Here is a 16,270-nt window from a genome sequence, read left to right as displayed (position 1 = left end):
CTGATTTCAACCGCCTTACTCCCCTCACTGAGCTAAAGATTTAAAAATTGGCTGCACCCCGCGAGCCTGTCGCTATTAGCTCCTCCCCTGACTCGCTATCCAGGTCTTGAACGCCAAAAGCAAGCCAACTCTTGAAGACATCGGCGTCACCTGCCTTCTACAGGCAGGGAGCCCGAACCGCAACGGGAATCTCCATTGAGAAGGCGTGGCGCAAGCAATCAACAGCGTTGTGAACGTGAGCCCACCGATCGTCTTCTGGGGCGAAGACAACATCCATGTGGTCTGTCACCTCGCAGGCATGAAGCCAGGCGAGCAAGGCAGGGTGCTGAGAAGGTCGGCCATCAGATGCCCTTTACGAGCTTGCTGCGCCGCTCACGCCAATCACTGCCTCCAGCTGGTCATTCACCAACCCCAACTCGTCAAACTTATAAGCTAAGAAATGCACATTGCCTGCTTCAGTGCCAGGCAAGATAACTTTTATGTTATTAGATTGACCATCATTCAATTAGATCTAACATTGAAAAATAGAAGGAATTGCTTTGCCTGCCGCAACGTATCCAGGAAACGAAGCGCAGCGACTAAGCGCTCTCAATGAGTACAAAATTCTTGGTACAAAACCAGAGCAGTCATATGACGACATTACCAAAATTGCATCAAGTGTATGCTCAACCCCAATTGCTCTTCTTAGCTTAGTTGATACTGACAGACAGTGGTTCAAGTCAAAAGTAGGGGTTGACATAGAAGAGACGCCCAGAGATTGGTCTTTTTGCGCCCACGCAATTCATTCATCCGACCCACTCATTGTTCCAGACGCACTGATGGATGATCGTTTCCATGACAATCCACTTGTTTGTGGCGACCCAAAGATAAGGCTTTATGCAGGTTTTCCTCTTGAAAATAGTGAGGCATTGAGAGTGGGCACACTATGCGTCATTGATCGAGTACCCCGCCAATTAACCGATAAAGAATGTGGTGTAATGAAAGCTCTCGCAAGGCAGGTGGTTTCGTTTCTGGAGCTGCGAAAAAAATCGATCAATTTGATTGAATCTTTTTGCGCGCATACTGAAAACAATAGGATGATTTCAACATGCTCTTACTGCAGGAAGGCCAAGGATAAAGACGGAAATTGGATGCATCTTGACAAGTATCTTTCTCAAAGATCAAATTTGAATTTCACGCATGGAATCTGCGATGCATGCATTGAGCAGCATTTCCCTGAGGTTCTGGATGCCTGGCAAGCAGTAGAAGGGCGTAGCTAAAAGCCCCCTACTCTGAGCGCTAATTCAAGCGCTCCAAGTCCAAGGAGGAAAGTGCCTCCCAGCAAGGCAAACTCTTTAGGATTTTTGGCCATTGGAAGAAGGGCAGAGCCCACCAGCAACGCACCAAAGAATCTAAAGGGAATCTGTAGATCCAATATTTAGGAGGGTTACGTTATTGCCATCGTCGCACGACCTTTTTACTCAACTTCATGAAATAGGCTTGATAACCTACCTTCGCCTGCAGTCAGCGCAATATAATTAAATACTACAGATAAATCAAAAGTTTTGCGGGGGGTAGGACCTTTGATCATCTTGCGCAAGAAACGCCTCTGTAGACGCGATGACAGCAGCGACCGCGCTTTCCTCGAGCGATTGGTGGTTAGGGCTTCTTTGTCCACCAATCCAGTGCCTGCTGATCGCGCTCGCTGGGTGGACGCCGGGAAGTAAGCCCCCAGAGTGCTCTGAAAAGCTTCCACAAAGCCCAGGCCCCCAACGCCAGAAGGCCAACGAGCAAAAGAAACCGATGATGTCCAGGATCACGGCACCTCGCGGACAACCGACAGATCAATGATGACGCTGCCATTGCGCCAACTGATCAAGTGGGAGTTCAGAGCCTTATTGGCCCTCTCGTCGACACAGACGGGCAACACGGCCTTGTTGATCTCAATCCACAGAAAATTGTGCAGCTTGTAAATCTGCTCCGCGTGAATCGATGCGGTCAATCACTGAATGGCTTCACTGATTTTTTGGCCTGAGTCCAGGCGCGAACAGCAGCATTCAGATCCCACACCGCCTGTTTGCTGGTGGGTGATTTGCGGAGATAGTGAAGCGTATTGCCGTCTTGGCGTCTTGGACACCAAGCTGCGCCATCACGTTCCTCGTTGAAGCGGTGAAAGGCATTGAAGGTGGTCACATCAAAAGGACTTGGCCAACCTGCCGCTAACACTGTTTGGTGCTCACGTTGCTCTGACACATCACCTTTGAGTCATCAACGTGCTGATCCAACGCCATGCCCGCTTGAAGCCGTTTCGAGCTGCAGAACAGCAACCGAAGCAGGATCCCGAAAGCCGCTGCCACTTTCTCGGGCAAGCCGGAACTCATCAGAAGCAAGAAGTCCGTTTCAGCTTGATCCAGCACCGCCGCCATCTGCTACACCATTGTCTGTGGCATTTTTCACTCAATTCCATGAGTACTCGCAGCAGTTTTGACCGAGATCTATTCCAGAGATTGAAATATCGTGACGCATGCATTGAAAGGGTTCGACAACACCAAATCCAGCTCAGTGACTTTTCCTATGGTGTTGATGCATCTGTTTGCTGTCAGCATGATTGCTCCATGCCTGGTGGTAATTGGTCTCAGTCAAAAAGTCCATCGGTGGCCTCCCAACACTTCTGTATTCAAGCTATGGCAAGACTGATACCTTGCTGCTGCACAAGCAACAAAACCCCGCCATTACTGACGGGGTGAATGTTTATACATTCATTCTTTTCCACAATTTGTTATCAGAGAGCATGCATGCACCCGGATATTTTGCCATCGTTAGCAATTGCATCAGTAGCGACGGATTTTGCTAGGATTCTTTAAAAAGACTCAGATGATTGCGTTCATGTCAGCACTGATCATTAACTGATCTGCGCTGACTCCATCAATCACAGCAACCAGATCACCGTCCTTGTAGATCACAGAGGCTGCATTAAAGTCGTCAATAAGATCAAAGTAAATGGCTTCCGATTGCCAGGGATCAAGTCCTGCCGAAAACATCAAGTGATCGCGGATATCTCCCCAGGCCTCTCGATAGTTTTTGATGATCGGATCAACACCATCTGCCACTCCTTCAACCATTCTCAGAACATCTTCACCTTGCGTGAAGTCTTCGATGAACATTAGGCCGCTCCCTGCTTGGGTGATGAAAGTATCTCTTCCATCGCCACCGGTGACCACGTCAACTCCGACACCGCCTGTGATGATGTCTTCACCGCCACCGGTCCGAATGATGTTATGGCCGCCTCTTGCATTGATTTGATCATCGCCATCTGAGGTGGTGATGATGTTGTCATCATTGGTTCCGAAAATATTGAAGTCGATTCTGTCTGCAGTACTTCCATCTAGATTCTCGAAATTAATCAGCTTCATTTCGTCAACATGTTGATTACCGCGAAACCTCTGGGTTTGATTAAATTCACCTGATTGCATGTCCCAGGAGATGCTTCCATTGATATCTTGCTTTTCATCAATGACGAGGGTATCTTTTTGGTAGGGCTTGTCTTTTTCATTGATTTGACGAAAATAGTCAGCGTCATAGACACCTTTCTCTGCGCCAAATAATTGCTGAAAAAAGCTGACAAATTTTGCTTCGGTCAGCGTGTGTTCGTATGCCATGGTGATGCAGCGTGAGTGGTTTGTGTCGTTGGGATTGCTCCCTTCGATGGACACACCATCTCCGGAATGACTGGTCCACTTGATGACCTGTGTCAAAGCTGCCTGTGATCTTGATCACTTCGAATCAGAAACATTGCAATAACTGGGGTTAGAGGCTTACCCCTAGTGCCAACCGACCAGCCTGTCTCTCATTTTTTCAAGCAGAAGTTGCAACAGACTCTCGGGAATCACAACGGTTTCAATATTACTTTCAAGCTAGTTTAGCTTTTTAACCAAATCGATTTGAAGTCGGCCAACGCTGATGCATTAGCTCTGAAGTAAGTGTATGCCTTTTTGAATTCAGATGCACTGACAAGAGAAAGAAACTCTGATTGGATGCCTGCATCTGGGCGTTTTGGATTTCTAAGCCAATTAGTTCTTAGTTTTGAACAATGCCTTCTTGCGATACCAATTCCGGTATCTGTATCGAAGATAGTCAAGGCAATATCAGGATTAGAGGCTGCATAAGTAATTAGGCTTGCATACGTACATCCACACCATGCGCCAGGCTTAAATATTGGCTCAGCCATTTCAGGGGACGCTGGAGCACAGTCATGACTTAAAAGTATTCCGTCCTGAGCAAGGCAATTGAAACAGAGCTCAAAATCTTTGAGGCTTACATGGTAGTCATGGTATCCATCAATAACTATTAAATCGTAAGCCAAGCCGGATTGTATTTTATTTTGCATTGCAAGCTCAAAGTGTTGACGCCTATTGAAATTGGTTTGGCTGCTGATCTTAGATGCACGCTGCCGCTGATCAAAGTAATATTCTCGATCAACATCTACAGCGTTGCCGAATTCAAGTTGCTCAATCCATCCACCGGTAGAAGGCGTTCGCACAAATAATATTTTTTTAATTGTTTCTGATTTGACTAGTTGATGCGCGAGCGCAGAAATTATTTCTCCATTGTATGACGAGTATCGAAGGAATGCCCCTAGACCAGAGTCTTCAAAGAAAACATCCTTTCCTTCGACAAGATTAACACCCTGGCCTTGGTCTCTTGGAAGGTAAGTGTAATAAATATCCTGCATTTGACACGGCAACTGCTGTTGTTGAATATATACTACGCCTAACGGTAATTCATGAAAAATGAATTTACGTTTTGCAAAGTGATTGATATCGACAATCTACTTCCCAGGGTCTTCCAATCTTCCCCCCTTCAGTCACTGGCTTTTCGATGAAGCCAGCAAGGCCGAGTCCTGGGTAAAATTCGATTAGGCAAGTTTGGTCGTTGAATTGTTTGTTGATTCTTCGTTTAATGCTGGCGACCTTTGAGCACACCATCTCTCGGGCCTTGCCGGTCCGGTTGACGACCTGCGTCAAAGCTGCCAATGATCTTGGTCACTTGGGTGCAGAAACATTGCAAAAACTAGGGTTAGAGGCTCACTCCTAGGTGCGAACCGACCAGCCTGTCTGCTTTGTCAGTCGTGAAGATTGGGTTGATCTAGCCAACCATCAGCTCAATGAAAGCAGGCTCTCCAAGGAGCTCGATTCCTAGAGGCAGCCAAGCCTTGAAGACATCAGGGGCGATGGCACGAAGCGCTAGGAGCATGTCCTGAAGCAGCGCAAGGGGCATCTGCATGTCGAGGGGCATTGGTTTGGGGCAACTGCCAAAAGCATGACCCGCTGCAATAAAAACCCCACCATTGCTTACAGGGCTGAATGTTTTGTCGGGAGATCGATAGCGACAACACAGCACCCCCTGCTTTTCCCTTGCGGGTTTTGTATGGCTCTCAGCCCTCAGGCATCAGGCATCAGGCATCCCGACAGTGGCTTGAAGCTGTTTCAGCGGCAGTAAACAGCATTGCCAATTTGACGGCAGGTGACTCTCGCATCAGCAGCAGGAACGTTCATTGCCACAACTCCCATCACGATTGCCAAAGGACCTACTGCCATTGCGACGAGAGAAGCGGCTTGCTTGATGCCGGTTTTCTTGGTGTTGGCGGTGGTGTTGATGTTGGTCATTTGTTTGAAGTGGGTTGAGGAGGTCGCCCTCCTGGACCTCTTCACCATCGCTGCTTTACCCCTTCTCCCAAATCACCCAAAAGTGGTGTCCTGATGTCATTTCACTGGTCACAATGGGGGAGCCACAAGACCTGGTATGGAGTTTCCGCTTCGCTCTGAACAGATCCGATCGGCCTTGGATCAGGGCAAGTCTCTCCTCGCCGGCAAGACCGCGGTGGCTTGCATGGGCGACCTCCTGACTCTTGCCTCCTTCAGCTTGGTGCCTGTCATCAGTGACTCCTTGATAGGGGCGTACACCACACAGGAAGAGGCAGCGGATGCATGTCGGAAGAGATCCCCTGACCTTCTGTTCGTGACGGAAAACCTAGGGCAGGGCTATGGCCTCAGCCTTGCCAGACACGTCAAGGAGTTCAGCCCAGAAACCAGAACCCTGGTGTTCCTCCATCGGGAAACACAGGCAGTCGTGCGGGAAGCCCTTGATGCATTTGCTGAAGGCGTGATCTTCATCAGCTCCTTGGGGAAAGGGATCGATGGTGACTTCATCCGTTCACTTTCAGCCATTGCTGAAGGCGGAAACTACTATCCACAAGACGTTCAGACTGCTGCGGGCTACGAGCGCATAGAGGTCTTGCCTGAACTGTCTGAGCGAGAGATAGAAGTACTGAAAGTGCTCTCCTGCGGGATGACCAATAAGGAAATTGCTGACACCCTCTTTGTGAGTGCAGAGACAGTGAAAACTCACGTCAGTTCCATCATCGGAAAGATGGGTGTTAAAGACAGAACACAGGCAGTCATTAAAGCCATCAAAGCTGGCATATAAGAAAAGCCCGCCTTTAAGACGGGGAGACAATGTTGTGTCGGGAGATCGATAGCGACAACCACGCCCCCTGCTTTTCCCTTGCGGGTTTTGTATGGCTTTCAGCCTGCCGAGTTCTCCCGCGACAATGGCATCAGGCCTCCTGACAGACTGGCTCTGCATCAGCGGCAGTAGGAAGCAGTCCCGATTGGACGACAGGTGACTCGCGCTTCAGCATCAGGGACATTGATTGCGGCGATTCCGACCCCAACGGCAAGAGGAGCAACAGCCAAAACAACCAAAGAGGCAGCCTGCATCAGGGCAGATGTTGTGACCGCGCTGTTGTTGATGTTGGTCATTAAGTAAAAGTGTGTTGTGGAGGTCATCCCTCCTGGACCTCTTCAGCATCGCCATTTCTGCTGCGGACCAACTCCCCCAACGAAGCCATTGATTTGCCCGATTTCAGCCGTCTGCCTCCCCCATCTGGGGGATCTCAATCATCCTGATCAGCGACCAAGGCAAGGTCAGCAAATGGATAGAGGGACTGAGCTTCTTCCCACGCAGCCTCAACCGTTTCGGCTTCGAGGCTAGTAACGGGATGGATTGCTGCTCCATCCACAATGATCACAGTGAAATTCATCGGTTATTGCCTCGGTAACTTCAACGTGGCAAAACCTGCCGAATCGCGCATCCTCCAACGCTACAAGTCACGTCGCGGCTAATGGCAACACGTGGGTGACGAGGCCTTCGTTGACCGGAACGAGCACCTGGGCTCAAGGATTCAAACGCGAAACACCCGTTTCAAATGGGTAATGGGGTTGGTTTGGTCACCACCACGCACGTACCAACGCTCCGTACTACCGCTTCTGAGCAAGGCTCGGAAGTCTTCAGCCTCGATCAGGATGCCCAAATCCAGCGACAGACCCACAATCTGCTCTGGAGTGTTGGCGAGATAAAAATGACGCTGTAGCTCTGGGTCGTCCTCAACCTGCAAGCAGAGGTGATCCAAGGCATCCAAGAGGGGTTGAGAGGTCTGATCCGTTCCAGCTCCCTAGGCAGGGGTCAACGGTACTCGGGCGACAAAACCTCCAAAGCATGGTCACCAAGATCACAAGCCTCTCTATCAACAGCAGTGACCTTCGCCCGTTCGGCTTCCACAAGGGCAATCACAACAATCAGAGCGTACTGAGTGGTCTCAGGCGTCAGCGCACAGCAACGGATTAAGTGCATGTCAATCGCCGCTTCATGATTTTTACCATTCCAATGCCTGGCGCATTGCGCGACTGGGGAATGGTCACCCCAGACTTAACGACCTTGCATTGGGATGATGCGACTTCTGCCTACAGCGCACCAAGGTCTCACGACTTTTGCTTTCGCTCTGACCACTTGAGTCAGAGGCTCAGGCTCAGATGCGTAAAAGAGATAAGAACAATCGGATTGCCATCATCGCCCAACAAGGTTCAAATGGCAGCAACACGAAGCACAATCCATGCCTTCTTTTCTTGCGTCGGCACAACCTTCACATTTTGGCTTTTACGTACACGACCTCGATCTCATGAAAGAATTTTACGTTGATAAGCTGGGATTTTTCATCACAGATTCCTGGGAGTTCCAAGGATCAAGAATGTTATTTTTAAGCAAAGACCCCCACGAACACCATCAACTTGTCTTGGCAACAGGAAGGAAAAATCATCTACCAACCCAGTTCAATCAAATCTCCTTTGAAGTCTCAAGCCCTCAAGATCTACATGAAAATTTCTCAACAATTCAATCTATCGCCCCTAACGACGACCTCATAGCCATGAACCATGGCGGGAGCTGGTCTGTCTATTTCACTGATCCAGAAAATAATCCGATTGAATTTTTCGCCTACACACAAACCTATGCGCCACCGATTGCAACAGTTCCGATGGACATGAAACAATCCTTCCAACAATTAATGGAAGAAACAGAAGCTCTGATCCGCCAGTTTCCCGAATCGATCCAGTGGAATCAATGGCGAGAGCGCTTTAGAAAAAACATGGCAGGTTAATCCTCTTCTGCGAGTAGGAAGGCGTTCACTTCTATCCATTCAAATGATTCATTCATAATTCCAGATGCTTCGTCGCGCCAATATCCGAGTGCCCCAGAGTCGACTGAATCAACGTGGGATCATGATCGACAAAGCCAGCTCAAATGGCAAAAGCTGGGAGCGCTGAGTTCGAGCATGCAGCAATGGCTGAAGCACCGCCCCACCGTCAAGCGCTGCATACCGAAGGCCATACTCCCTTCAATTGGCCGAGAAGGCATCAACAAGACCAATGCAATCCTAAATCGTCAACCTAGGCAATTAGGTTTCTTCTCACCCACAATTTGAATGGATTGACTGGAAGGATGCAAACAACAGAGACACTCATGACCAATGATTCTGAACTTTGAGATCAGGCCGAGGGTTTTTGCCCTGCACAAGCCAGACATCCCCCGTTAATCCTGTACGGTGCCAAATGATTTCGCAGGCAACGGGTTCCGCGGAAAAACAGCACCTGCCCGAGTTCCCTTGCATGAGCATCCGTTAATGGCAAGCGAAGCCAGCTATCGGGCACCTGACCCTGCAGCTGACGTCGGTTGGACTGCGCCTCTTCGCGGCGGCGCACTTCGTCACGATCATTTTTGATCGTCACGGCCTCGATCTGCAACTCCCTTGAACACTGCAGGCACGCACTCACCACGGGTTTCTTTCGGCTGGTGTTATGGGAGAGCTTGTCTCCTGGAACCTCCCGCTCACGGCCGCAGTCACATCGACACCACCAAAACGCGTTGCCGCTTTTGGTACGCCGCTCGGAAATCCGCACGACCGTGAGCTTGCCGTACACCTCCCCAACACGATTTTTAGGTTTTGATGGCATGGAATCGGTCGTAATTAGATCAAGGCATCAGCACGCGAAGCCACGGAGAGCAATGGTGTTTCAAACACTTGCCCGTTTTGTCCCCACTGGCGCCGAAAATCCGTCAAAAACACTTCCCTCATCGGTGGCACGGCCACAGACCCAACGCCCAGGGCGAAAGCAAAACCATCAGGACATTGCGCTCACGGGAGCTGGTGGCATTTGGATCCTGGGCCATGCGCAAGAAACGAATCCAACCCATGCTGATCGAATCGTCGCCAAGAGTCCAGACGATCAGCATCTGGCTCTGCTAAGTCGGTAACAACGGCAAGACCACAATGGGCATTGATCTGCTGAAACAGACCCCCCAGGGGGACAAACGCAACTCAGAGTTCTTTGAGGAATACCGCCTGAAAATCTATGAACGTCGCCTGAGGCTGGGACTCGATCAGCTGCTCGGCAACATTAGGGCACTGATTGTGCATGTGGAAACGGCGGACGGCTTGCCTTACCTCAGTGAGTTGGCCGTGATGACGCCCTATCGACTGATCGGCAGTTACATCAGCGCCACGCATCGGATCTTTGTTCTCGGCTCCAAGCCAACCTTCCCTCGTCTGATCGTGATGGAGCCATTGGCTGCGTCCTATGAGGACGAGATCAAGCAACTCAACATGATGTATCCGCTGGCACGGCGTAAACCCAATGCCCGTTATGTGGGTGAAGTGTTCCACACCAGCGATCTGCAATGCACCCAGGAGCTGCTGGAAAGCTGCAACATCCGCTTCAACGATCCAGGCGAATGCACCAACAGTTTGTATGCACTGGAGGCATTGCATTTCAGCGTGCCTTCCGATTTCACCCACAATCGTGTCGGCTACAGCCAGAGGCCATTCGAGGATCCTGATGAGTGGGAGCTGGGACAACCCTTTCAACTCACAGGTCCAGAGCAGAAACGTCTCAAAGAGCAGGAGGAACTGGGCGATGCGCTGGGGATCAGTCACCTGATCGAGGGCGTGGATCACATGGCCACCCGCGTGTTGGCAGGAGAGCGTGAAGACGCCATTCTCGAATTCCTGACCCTCTCGAACTACTACTTCTGGGGCGCTTACAACATTGAAGAGATGAACTCCTCAACCAATGTCACCCGGCACCCAGCAGTGAAAGATGACAAGTGCTCACCAGCCAAAGTGTTCACGGCCAACAACACACCATCCTTTGTGAATTCATTCGAAAACCTGCCAATGCCCACCGAAGACTTTGTTCGCAACTTTGGCCGCCGCATGCATCACATTGCCTATGAAGTGACCGATGGTGACCACAACAATGAACAAAAAAATGTCGACTTCGTGGTTGCACAATTACGCACCCACGGTATTTCGTTTCTAGCCAAGGTGATTGGAGAGTGTGGAGATCAGCCGGATCTCAAGCAGATCTTCTCAAAACACTCTGAGTATTCAGTTCTGATCACTGAGTATGTGGAGCGGTGCCATGGTTTTGAAGGATTCTTCACACGCAAAAATGTCGCGAGCCTCACTGAGGCTGCCGGCCGGGATGAGCGCTATCACCATGGACATGTTTTTGACTAATTTCAATCACCATCAGGTCTGATTGCCACCCAACATGTCGTCATAACCCTCGTAGGGATTGTATTCAGCCCAGCCAGGACTGGCTTGATCAAGCAATCCATACTCACCATCAATCATGTTGGCCCTGGTATTTCCGTAGGGCACGGTGTTGCAGGTGATCCCTCCCCCCGCAGCAGGCTGGCAATCGTCGAAGCGAATTTGGGCGTTAGCAGGATTTGCCAACTGGATCAAAACTGCCCAGAGGGCCGTCGTGGAGATGGACCTCACAATCGCCTTCATAACTGTTATCAGCAGGACGCTCAGTCTGCCGGTACTGGCATCGAAATGCCGATCACAGGCCCTGACAGACGCGATCACTGGCCTGCAGGGTCTCTAGGGCCTGTTCGCCTCGCCCCTCAGAGAGCTGCACCATCACCACCTCCGCCTGAAGACCGAGCAACTGGGTCTGACAGGGGTAGCGCTCACTGTTGGCAGCCCGACGCTGCAAGCGCTCGGTGAGATCCAGGGCACGGGCACAACGACTGGCAACCCCTGTTGTGAAGCAGGCGATGAGATCAGGCTTAATGCCATCAAGCGCACTGGCCATGGCAGGGATCATCAGGAGTTGACTCCCAAATGCCAGCCCAATCAAGCCTTTCATCCACCGGTCGGAAGCAGAGATGTTCATTCTCCTGAGAGAATGCCTCAGATTCATCGCTGAACTGATGTACACCGACTGGACTGCTGTCGCCCTGCTGCTCTTCACCAGCGTTCCCCTGCTGGCCGTGGTGGCCACGGCAACCTTCTTTATCTGGCAGCAACGGAAGAAGCAACTGCGTTGATGGCCGATGGCGAGGATGATTCAGGTTGGGACTGAGTCAATGAATTTTCGGTCTCCACAACCCCATGACCAAGGCAAACAAGGCAGGTGCGGAATTGCTGATCATTGACGCGTTGAATTCCGCTTCCTCCGCAATTGGAGCAGATAGCCATAAGCACGAATGAATGTTGAGATCAGTGTGGGGGCAACAGCCCCCGCCGATCCCGAAGCTTTTCTTAAGAACCAGCGACCTGCTGGAGCAGACCCCAAAAAACGCGTGGCCGCATCCGCAGGCTCTCGAGCAGGTCAACCGCTGACACACAAGTTCCTGAGGGGACCAAATCCAGGGATGCGGCCAGATGACCCACCAGCTGTTCCGGTTCCCAGCCAAGGGCTCTCAGGGGAGCTGCACCACTGGCCTGGTCTCGCTTGGACAGTTTCAACCCGCCATCCGTCAGGAGCAGGGGCACATGGTGGTAAGTGGGCGATGGCTGACCCAGCACTGCGGCCACAGCCTGATGCGCCGAACAGGCAGAGACCAGATCGTCTCCGCGCACCACATCCGTAATGCCAAGGGTGAGTTCATCCACCACCGTGGCCAGGTGATAAGCCACAAAACCATCCGCACGGCGCACCACCGGATCACCGCAGGATGACGCGAAGGAGTCAGGCACCATGAGCCTCCAGGATGGAAGGCGTCCACCTTCAATCCCCCAACCGAGCGCGCGCTGACGGCAGGTGCCTGGATAGATATCAATCCCCGCTAATTGCTTGCGGGTGCAGCGGCAGGCATACAACAGACCCTCCCTTCGCATAGCCGACAGAAAGGAGCTGTAAATCCCCAGTCGTTGGCTCTGAAAGATCACATCACCATCCCAGTGGAGGCCAAGCCACCGGAGGTCATCGAGGGCGGAATCCGTCGCTCCTGGGCGGACACGCGGCGGATCAAGGTCATCAATTCTTAGTAACCACTGCCCTCGTTTCAGGCGAACCTGCAACCAGGACAACAGCGCTGTGCGCAGATTTCCAAGATGCAAAGGACCGGAGGGAGTGGGAGCGAAACGCCCGCAAACCCTTTGTTTCCGGAGCCGCTGGCCCTGATTCAACAGGGCCTCAAGGTGATCCGGAGACATCACAACCAGTCAGTAGTCCCGCAGGACCACGTCATGCCATCAGTTAGGACCTGATCAGCCCTGAACGCGGTCTTTGAACATCTTGCCGGCGGTGAAAGCAGGAACTCGCTTCGCGGGAATCTTGATCTTTTCGCCGGTCTTGGGATTCAGGCCCTGACGGGCGGAGCGCTCACGAGGCTCAAAGGAACCGAAACCAAGGATCGACACTTTTTTGCCTTCCACGACGGAGTCGATGATCGTTTCAATCGCTGCATCAACCACCAGGGATACATCGGTTTTGGTGAGCTCTGTCCGGGCAGCAACAAGGTTGACGAGATCGGCTTTGTTCATGAGGGAGGAGGAGAGGAAAGTTGCGGAAGCAATTGGATCGATGATGCGGAGATCGACATCCGCACGGCTTCCCTGAGCGCGCTAATCGTATGGAGGTCCGAGCGGCGCGGCAACCGAAAAACACCGCGCCGCAATGCTTCCCCTGAAAATTCCAACAATTCAGGTTTGAGGTTCTGTACCCGATGCAACGGGAACCCAGCTGCTGAACGGAGCCAGACGCCCCCCGCGCAGGGCCCCGAGCCCAGCCCCAGACGCCAGTGCTGGAGAAGCTTCTGAAGGAAGCCACTCGCGAAGACAGCGCAGGCTGCGCTGCTGCCTGGGCCAATGGAAAGTGCGTCTGTGCTGCAGCGGGGCTAGGCAGTCGACGGCAACAGGCACCAGCAAGCGTCCGCAGAAGAGCACATTCACCGGGGGTGGTGCATACACAACGGCATGGCCCGGAGTCGGCCCCGGAGTCCAGAGCAGGTGCAGCCCCGACGCGGTGGACATGGTGTCTCCGAAGGTTGTGAGGTTCTGTACCCCAGGCAGGAGGTAGGCCTCCTGCTCCTGAACAAGCACCGGCCAACCGAGGCGTTCCTGCAGGCGGCGCAGGCGGCCATGTCCTTCTCGGCTGGTCAGCAGGATGCGGGCTTGACGGCCTTCTGCAAGGTCTTGCAAAGCCGTGAGCGTGGCCTCGGTGAGTGGGGGGCAGTCGATCAGCACTGGCTCAGGAGACACGTCCAGCCACCAGGAGGAGCCACCCAGGCAGTCGCGATTGGGAGGGAACAACCAGAGATCAGGCCGGATGCGCTGCGGTGGGCGACCAGGTTCAAGGGCGGACGTCAACACAGTCACGGTGCTTCCCCGGAGTTACCACTACTTTGAAACCAGTGCGTCCTGCGGCCGGCGGGCGGTTCCGTGAGCGCAATCCTGAGAGGCAGACCTTGGCCACTGGGCAGCACCATCACCCCAAGGGGGGTGAACTTTTCGGTGGCAGCTCCCCAGGCCAACCGAGTGGAGTTGCTGATCTTCAGCAGTGGAGACGCCCCAAGCCCTGATCGGATCATCGATCTAGATGTACACACCCATCGATCGGGCGACTACTGGCATGCGGAGGTAGAAGGCCTGAAGGCCGGCTGCCTTTACGGCTACCGGGTATTCGGACCACTCGCACCGGGAGGTCACGGCTTCCGGCCGGCCAAAGTTCTTCTGGATCCATGCGCCCGGGGGATCGATGGTTGGTCGGTTTACCAGCGAGAGATGGCGACTGGAGCCTCGCCGAACACGGACTGCTGCTTAAAGGGTGTGGTGTGCGAACGCGATGCGTTCGACTTCGATGCCCACCCGAGGCCACGCCACGACTGGCAGCAGACGGTGATCTACGAGATGCACGTGGGTGGCTTCACCCGCCGCAGCGACAGCGGAGTCGCGCCGGAACGACGCGGCACCCTTCTGGGCGTGATCGACAAGATTCCTTATCTCAAGGACCTTGGTGTGACCACGATCGAGTTACTGCCAGTGCAGGCATTCGATCCGGACGATGCTCCTCCTGGACGCGATAACGCTTGGGGTTACAGCCCCCTGAGCTGGTTCACTCCGCATCAGGGCTACATCTGCGGGGGCGACCCTCTTGAGGCCCGCAAGCAGATGCGGGAGCTGGTCGCCGCCTGCCACGACGCCGGCCTCGAGGTTCTACTTGATGTGGTTTACAACCACACCACCGAAGGCAACCGCAATGGCCCCACCCTGAGCTGGCGGGGTTTGGGCGATCAGATCTATTACCACCAAACCAGCAAAGGCGATTATCTCGATGTCAGCGGCTGCGGCAACTCGATCGCGGCCCATCAGCCCCTCACCCGCGCCCTGATTCTGGAGTCGCTCCGTTGCTGGGCTATCGAACTGGGGGTGGATGGCTTCCGTTTCGACTTAGGAATCGAGCTGAGCCGGGGGGAAGGACTCAAACCCCTCGAGCAGCCACCACTGCTGGAAGCGATGGAGGCCGACCCCCTCCTCAGCGATCTGAAGATGGTGAGTGAGCCCTGGGACTGCGGCGGGCTTTACCGGCTCAACGACTTTCCGGCCCAGCGCATCGGCACCTGGAACGGGCGGTTCCGCGACGCCCTGCGCGGCTTCTGGAAAGGAGACGAAGACAGCACCTGGGCCATGGGGCAGCGACTGCGTGGCAGCCCGGACCTTTATGAGGGCAAGCCAGTGAACCTGGGTCGTTCGGTGAATCTGCTGACCGCTCACGACGGGTTCACCCTGATGGATCTGGTGAGCTTCAACGGCAAACACAACCTCGCGAACGGCGAGGACAACCGCGATGGCGAAAACCACAACATCAGTTGGAACCACGGTGTGGAAGGACCGACCACCGACCATGCGGTGACGGCTCTGCGCCGCCGCCAGCAGCGCAACATGCTCAGCACCCTGCTGCTGGCCCGCGGTGTGCCGATGCTCTTGATGGGGGATGAAGTGGGTCGCAGCCAGGGAGGCAACAACAACACCTGGTGTCAGGACACTCCGCTGAGCTGGATGATCTGGTCAGATGATCACTGCGACATGGAGTTGCTCACCTATGTGAAGCGACTGCTCGTCGTACGCCGTCAACTCGCTGATCTGTTCAACCCCCTAGTGGGCCACAGCGAAAAGCCGCAGCGGTTCAGCAGCGACACTGATGGCTACTGGCGTCAGTGGCATGGCGTGGAACTTGGCAAGCCCGACTGGGCCAGCTGGTCGCACTGCCTGGCGCTGAGTGTGCACAAGGGCAACCAGGGAGCGGTGCTTTGGGCAGGGCTCAACGCCTACTTCAAGGCGATGCACTTCGACCTGCCAGAGGCCACCACACCGTGGCATCGCCTGATCGATACGGCACTGCCTCCAGGGCAGGACCTACCGGCCCATCCAGAACCCTGGACACCACCGGGAGTACCGCTGGAGGCCAGGAGCCTTGTGGTGATGGTGGCCGGAGAGTATGCAAACAGCCTCAGGCTCTAATCAAAGGGAAGCAATACCTCTGGTAAACAGCGATGCTGTGAATTCAATGAGGTGTTTCAAAGCGGGCGGCGGGAATCGAACCCGCATCATCAGCTTGGAAGGCTGAGGTTTTACCACTAAACTACGCCCGCATTAATACAT

The 16,270-nt window shown here is 53.3% G+C and carries 22 protein-coding genes and 1 tRNA gene; 6 read left to right on the top strand and 17 right to left on the bottom strand.

Features of this window, described 5'->3' with window-relative positions; genetic code table 11:
- Window positions 1-539: 539 nt before the first annotated feature.
- Complete coding sequence (locus WH7805_RS13965) at window positions 540-1,259, top strand: GAF domain-containing protein (RefSeq protein ID WP_071933714.1); 720 nt, start codon at window positions 540-542, stop codon at window positions 1,257-1,259.
- A gap of 536 nt (window positions 1,260-1,795) precedes the next feature.
- On the opposite strand, the gene WH7805_RS15020 is transcribed toward WH7805_RS13965, so the two are convergent.
- The 6 genes from WH7805_RS15020 to WH7805_RS12085 all read right to left on the bottom strand — a co-directional run bounded on the left by WH7805_RS15020 (window position 1,796) and on the right by WH7805_RS12085 (window position 5,645).
- On the bottom strand, window positions 1,796-1,981 hold the full coding sequence (locus WH7805_RS15020) for a hypothetical protein (RefSeq protein WP_006043416.1): 186 nt from the start codon (window positions 1,979-1,981) through the stop codon (window positions 1,796-1,798).
- Entirely contained in the window at window positions 1,978-2,172 is a 195-nt protein-coding gene (locus WH7805_RS12110; RefSeq protein ID WP_156783700.1) for a hypothetical protein, read from the bottom strand. Before WH7805_RS12110 ends, WH7805_RS15020 begins: the two co-directional genes overlap by 4 nt.
- A 677-nt stretch (window positions 2,173-2,849) precedes the next feature.
- A complete protein-coding gene (locus WH7805_RS13610) occupies window positions 2,850-3,638 on the bottom strand; it encodes a hypothetical protein (protein WP_156783698.1) in 789 nt (262 codons plus the stop codon).
- 260 nt (window positions 3,639-3,898) lie between these two features.
- Entirely contained in the window at window positions 3,899-4,711 is an 813-nt protein-coding gene (locus WH7805_RS12095; protein WP_006043412.1) for a class I SAM-dependent methyltransferase, read from the bottom strand.
- Between the two features lie 413 nt (window positions 4,712-5,124).
- Window positions 5,125-5,274 (bottom strand): hypothetical protein, encoded by a 150-nt coding sequence (locus WH7805_RS14535; protein ID WP_006043411.1) that lies wholly within the window; start codon window positions 5,272-5,274, stop codon window positions 5,125-5,127.
- 191 nt (window positions 5,275-5,465) lie between these two features.
- A complete protein-coding gene (locus WH7805_RS12085) occupies window positions 5,466-5,645 on the bottom strand; it encodes a hypothetical protein (protein ID WP_006043410.1) in 180 nt (59 codons plus the stop codon).
- Window positions 5,646-5,781: 136 nt separating this feature from the next.
- On the opposite strand from WH7805_RS12085, the gene WH7805_RS12080 reads away from it, so the two are divergent.
- Entirely contained in the window at window positions 5,782-6,465 is a 684-nt protein-coding gene (locus WH7805_RS12080) for a response regulator transcription factor (protein WP_006043409.1), read from the top strand.
- A gap of 158 nt (window positions 6,466-6,623) precedes the next feature.
- On the opposite strand, the gene WH7805_RS14530 is transcribed toward WH7805_RS12080, so the two are convergent.
- The 4 genes from WH7805_RS14530 to WH7805_RS14520 all read right to left on the bottom strand — a co-directional run bounded on the left by WH7805_RS14530 (window position 6,624) and on the right by WH7805_RS14520 (window position 7,671).
- Window positions 6,624-6,827: a hypothetical protein gene (locus WH7805_RS14530; RefSeq protein ID WP_156783697.1), complete on the bottom strand. Its 204-nt coding sequence runs from the start codon at window positions 6,825-6,827 to the stop codon at window positions 6,624-6,626.
- A 107-nt stretch (window positions 6,828-6,934) separates the two neighbouring features.
- On the bottom strand, window positions 6,935-7,081 hold the full coding sequence (locus WH7805_RS14525) for a hypothetical protein (protein ID WP_006043407.1): 147 nt from the start codon (window positions 7,079-7,081) through the stop codon (window positions 6,935-6,937).
- A gap of 141 nt (window positions 7,082-7,222) precedes the next feature.
- On the bottom strand, window positions 7,223-7,450 hold the full coding sequence (locus WH7805_RS12075) for a hypothetical protein (RefSeq protein WP_156783696.1): 228 nt from the start codon (window positions 7,448-7,450) through the stop codon (window positions 7,223-7,225).
- Between the two features lie 53 nt (window positions 7,451-7,503).
- Window positions 7,504-7,671 carry a hypothetical protein gene (locus WH7805_RS14520; RefSeq protein WP_156783695.1) on the bottom strand — a complete coding sequence of 56 codons (168 nt, stop codon included), beginning with the start codon at window positions 7,669-7,671 and terminating at the stop codon, window positions 7,504-7,506.
- A gap of 259 nt (window positions 7,672-7,930) precedes the next feature.
- Between WH7805_RS14520 and WH7805_RS12070 the strand changes: the two genes are divergently transcribed.
- A complete protein-coding gene (locus WH7805_RS12070; RefSeq protein ID WP_006043403.1) occupies window positions 7,931-8,473 on the top strand; it encodes a VOC family protein in 543 nt (180 codons plus the stop codon).
- Window positions 8,474-8,861: 388 nt separating this feature from the next.
- On the opposite strand, the gene WH7805_RS12065 is transcribed toward WH7805_RS12070, so the two are convergent.
- Complete coding sequence (locus WH7805_RS12065; protein WP_006043401.1) at window positions 8,862-9,326, bottom strand: hypothetical protein; 465 nt, start codon at window positions 9,324-9,326, stop codon at window positions 8,862-8,864.
- 317 nt (window positions 9,327-9,643) lie between these two features.
- Between WH7805_RS12065 and WH7805_RS12060 the strand changes: the two genes are divergently transcribed.
- Window positions 9,644-10,891, top strand: coding sequence for a hypothetical protein (locus WH7805_RS12060; RefSeq protein WP_006043398.1), 1,248 nt, complete (start codon window positions 9,644-9,646; stop codon window positions 10,889-10,891).
- Between the two features lie 12 nt (window positions 10,892-10,903).
- On the opposite strand, the gene WH7805_RS12055 is transcribed toward WH7805_RS12060, so the two are convergent.
- Both WH7805_RS12055 and WH7805_RS12050 read right to left on the bottom strand, forming a co-directional pair.
- Entirely contained in the window at window positions 10,904-11,170 is a 267-nt protein-coding gene (locus tag WH7805_RS12055; RefSeq protein WP_006043397.1) for a hypothetical protein, read from the bottom strand.
- Window positions 11,171-11,222: 52 nt separating this feature from the next.
- Window positions 11,223-11,477 (bottom strand): hypothetical protein, encoded by a 255-nt coding sequence (locus WH7805_RS12050; RefSeq protein ID WP_232199009.1) that lies wholly within the window; start codon window positions 11,475-11,477, stop codon window positions 11,223-11,225.
- A gap of 73 nt (window positions 11,478-11,550) precedes the next feature.
- Here WH7805_RS12050 and WH7805_RS14515 point away from each other — a divergent pair, with 73 nt between their 5' ends.
- Entirely contained in the window at window positions 11,551-11,712 is a 162-nt protein-coding gene (locus WH7805_RS14515) for a hypothetical protein (RefSeq protein ID WP_006043395.1), read from the top strand.
- A 214-nt stretch (window positions 11,713-11,926) separates the two neighbouring features.
- On the opposite strand, the gene gluQRS is transcribed toward WH7805_RS14515, so the two are convergent.
- From gluQRS to WH7805_RS12035, 3 genes are all read right to left on the bottom strand, one after another.
- Window positions 11,927-12,823 carry a tRNA glutamyl-Q(34) synthetase GluQRS gene (gluQRS, locus tag WH7805_RS12045; protein WP_006043394.1) on the bottom strand — a complete coding sequence of 299 codons (897 nt, stop codon included), beginning with the start codon at window positions 12,821-12,823 and terminating at the stop codon, window positions 11,927-11,929.
- Window positions 12,824-12,877: 54 nt separating this feature from the next.
- Complete coding sequence (locus WH7805_RS12040) at window positions 12,878-13,153, bottom strand: HU family DNA-binding protein (protein WP_006043393.1); 276 nt, start codon at window positions 13,151-13,153, stop codon at window positions 12,878-12,880.
- Window positions 13,154-13,312: 159 nt separating this feature from the next.
- Window positions 13,313-13,987 carry an MBL fold metallo-hydrolase gene (locus WH7805_RS12035; RefSeq protein ID WP_006043392.1) on the bottom strand — a complete coding sequence of 225 codons (675 nt, stop codon included), beginning with the start codon at window positions 13,985-13,987 and terminating at the stop codon, window positions 13,313-13,315.
- Between the two features lie 63 nt (window positions 13,988-14,050).
- On the opposite strand from WH7805_RS12035, the gene WH7805_RS12030 reads away from it, so the two are divergent.
- Window positions 14,051-16,129 (top strand): glycogen-debranching protein, encoded by a 2,079-nt coding sequence (locus WH7805_RS12030; RefSeq protein WP_038004720.1) that lies wholly within the window; start codon window positions 14,051-14,053, stop codon window positions 16,127-16,129.
- Window positions 16,130-16,189: 60 nt separating this feature from the next.
- Here the strand turns inward: WH7805_RS12030 and WH7805_RS12025 are convergent.
- Window positions 16,190-16,260: transfer RNA gene (locus tag WH7805_RS12025), tRNA-Gly, on the bottom strand.
- Window positions 16,261-16,270: the final 10 nt, after the last annotated feature.

This window comes from Synechococcus sp. WH 7805 (assembly GCF_000153285.1).
Classification (GTDB): Bacteria; Cyanobacteriota; Cyanobacteriia; order PCC-6307; family Cyanobiaceae; genus Synechococcus_C.
Note: the sequence above shows the minus strand (reverse complement) of the source record. Positions and strands in the feature narration are given on the sequence as shown.

Coding starts and splice junctions, on each gene's coding strand:
- WH7805_RS13610 (WP_156783698.1), bottom strand. CDS start 3,638: ATGGCATACGAACACACGCTGACCGAAGCAAAATTTGTCAGCTTTTTT.
- WH7805_RS12095 (WP_006043412.1), bottom strand. CDS start 4,711: ATGCAGGATATTTATTACACTTACCTTCCAAGAGACCAAGGCCAGGGT.
- WH7805_RS14535 (WP_006043411.1), bottom strand. CDS start 5,274: ATGCCCCTCGACATGCAGATGCCCCTTGCGCTGCTTCAGGACATGCTC.
- WH7805_RS12085 (WP_006043410.1), bottom strand. CDS start 5,645: ATGACCAACATCAACACCACCGCCAACACCAAGAAAACCGGCATCAAG.
- WH7805_RS12080 (WP_006043409.1), top strand. CDS start 5,782: ATGGAGTTTCCGCTTCGCTCTGAACAGATCCGATCGGCCTTGGATCAG.
- WH7805_RS14530 (WP_156783697.1), bottom strand. CDS start 6,827: ATGACCTCCACAACACACTTTTACTTAATGACCAACATCAACAACAGC.
- WH7805_RS14525 (WP_006043407.1), bottom strand. CDS start 7,081: ATGAATTTCACTGTGATCATTGTGGATGGAGCAGCAATCCATCCCGTT.
- WH7805_RS14520 (WP_156783695.1), bottom strand. CDS start 7,671: ATGCACTTAATCCGTTGCTGTGCGCTGACGCCTGAGACCACTCAGTAC.
- WH7805_RS12070 (WP_006043403.1), top strand. CDS start 7,931: ATGCCTTCTTTTCTTGCGTCGGCACAACCTTCACATTTTGGCTTTTAC.
- WH7805_RS12065 (WP_006043401.1), bottom strand. CDS start 9,326: ATGCCATCAAAACCTAAAAATCGTGTTGGGGAGGTGTACGGCAAGCTC.
- WH7805_RS12060 (WP_006043398.1), top strand. CDS start 9,644: ATGGGCATTGATCTGCTGAAACAGACCCCCCAGGGGGACAAACGCAAC.
- WH7805_RS12055 (WP_006043397.1), bottom strand. CDS start 11,170: ATGAAGGCGATTGTGAGGTCCATCTCCACGACGGCCCTCTGGGCAGTT.
- WH7805_RS12050 (WP_232199009.1), bottom strand. CDS start 11,477: ATGGCCAGTGCGCTTGATGGCATTAAGCCTGATCTCATCGCCTGCTTC.
- WH7805_RS14515 (WP_006043395.1), top strand. CDS start 11,551: ATGTTCATTCTCCTGAGAGAATGCCTCAGATTCATCGCTGAACTGATG.
- gluQRS (WP_006043394.1), bottom strand. CDS start 12,823: ATGTCTCCGGATCACCTTGAGGCCCTGTTGAATCAGGGCCAGCGGCTC.
- WH7805_RS12040 (WP_006043393.1), bottom strand. CDS start 13,153: ATGAACAAAGCCGATCTCGTCAACCTTGTTGCTGCCCGGACAGAGCTC.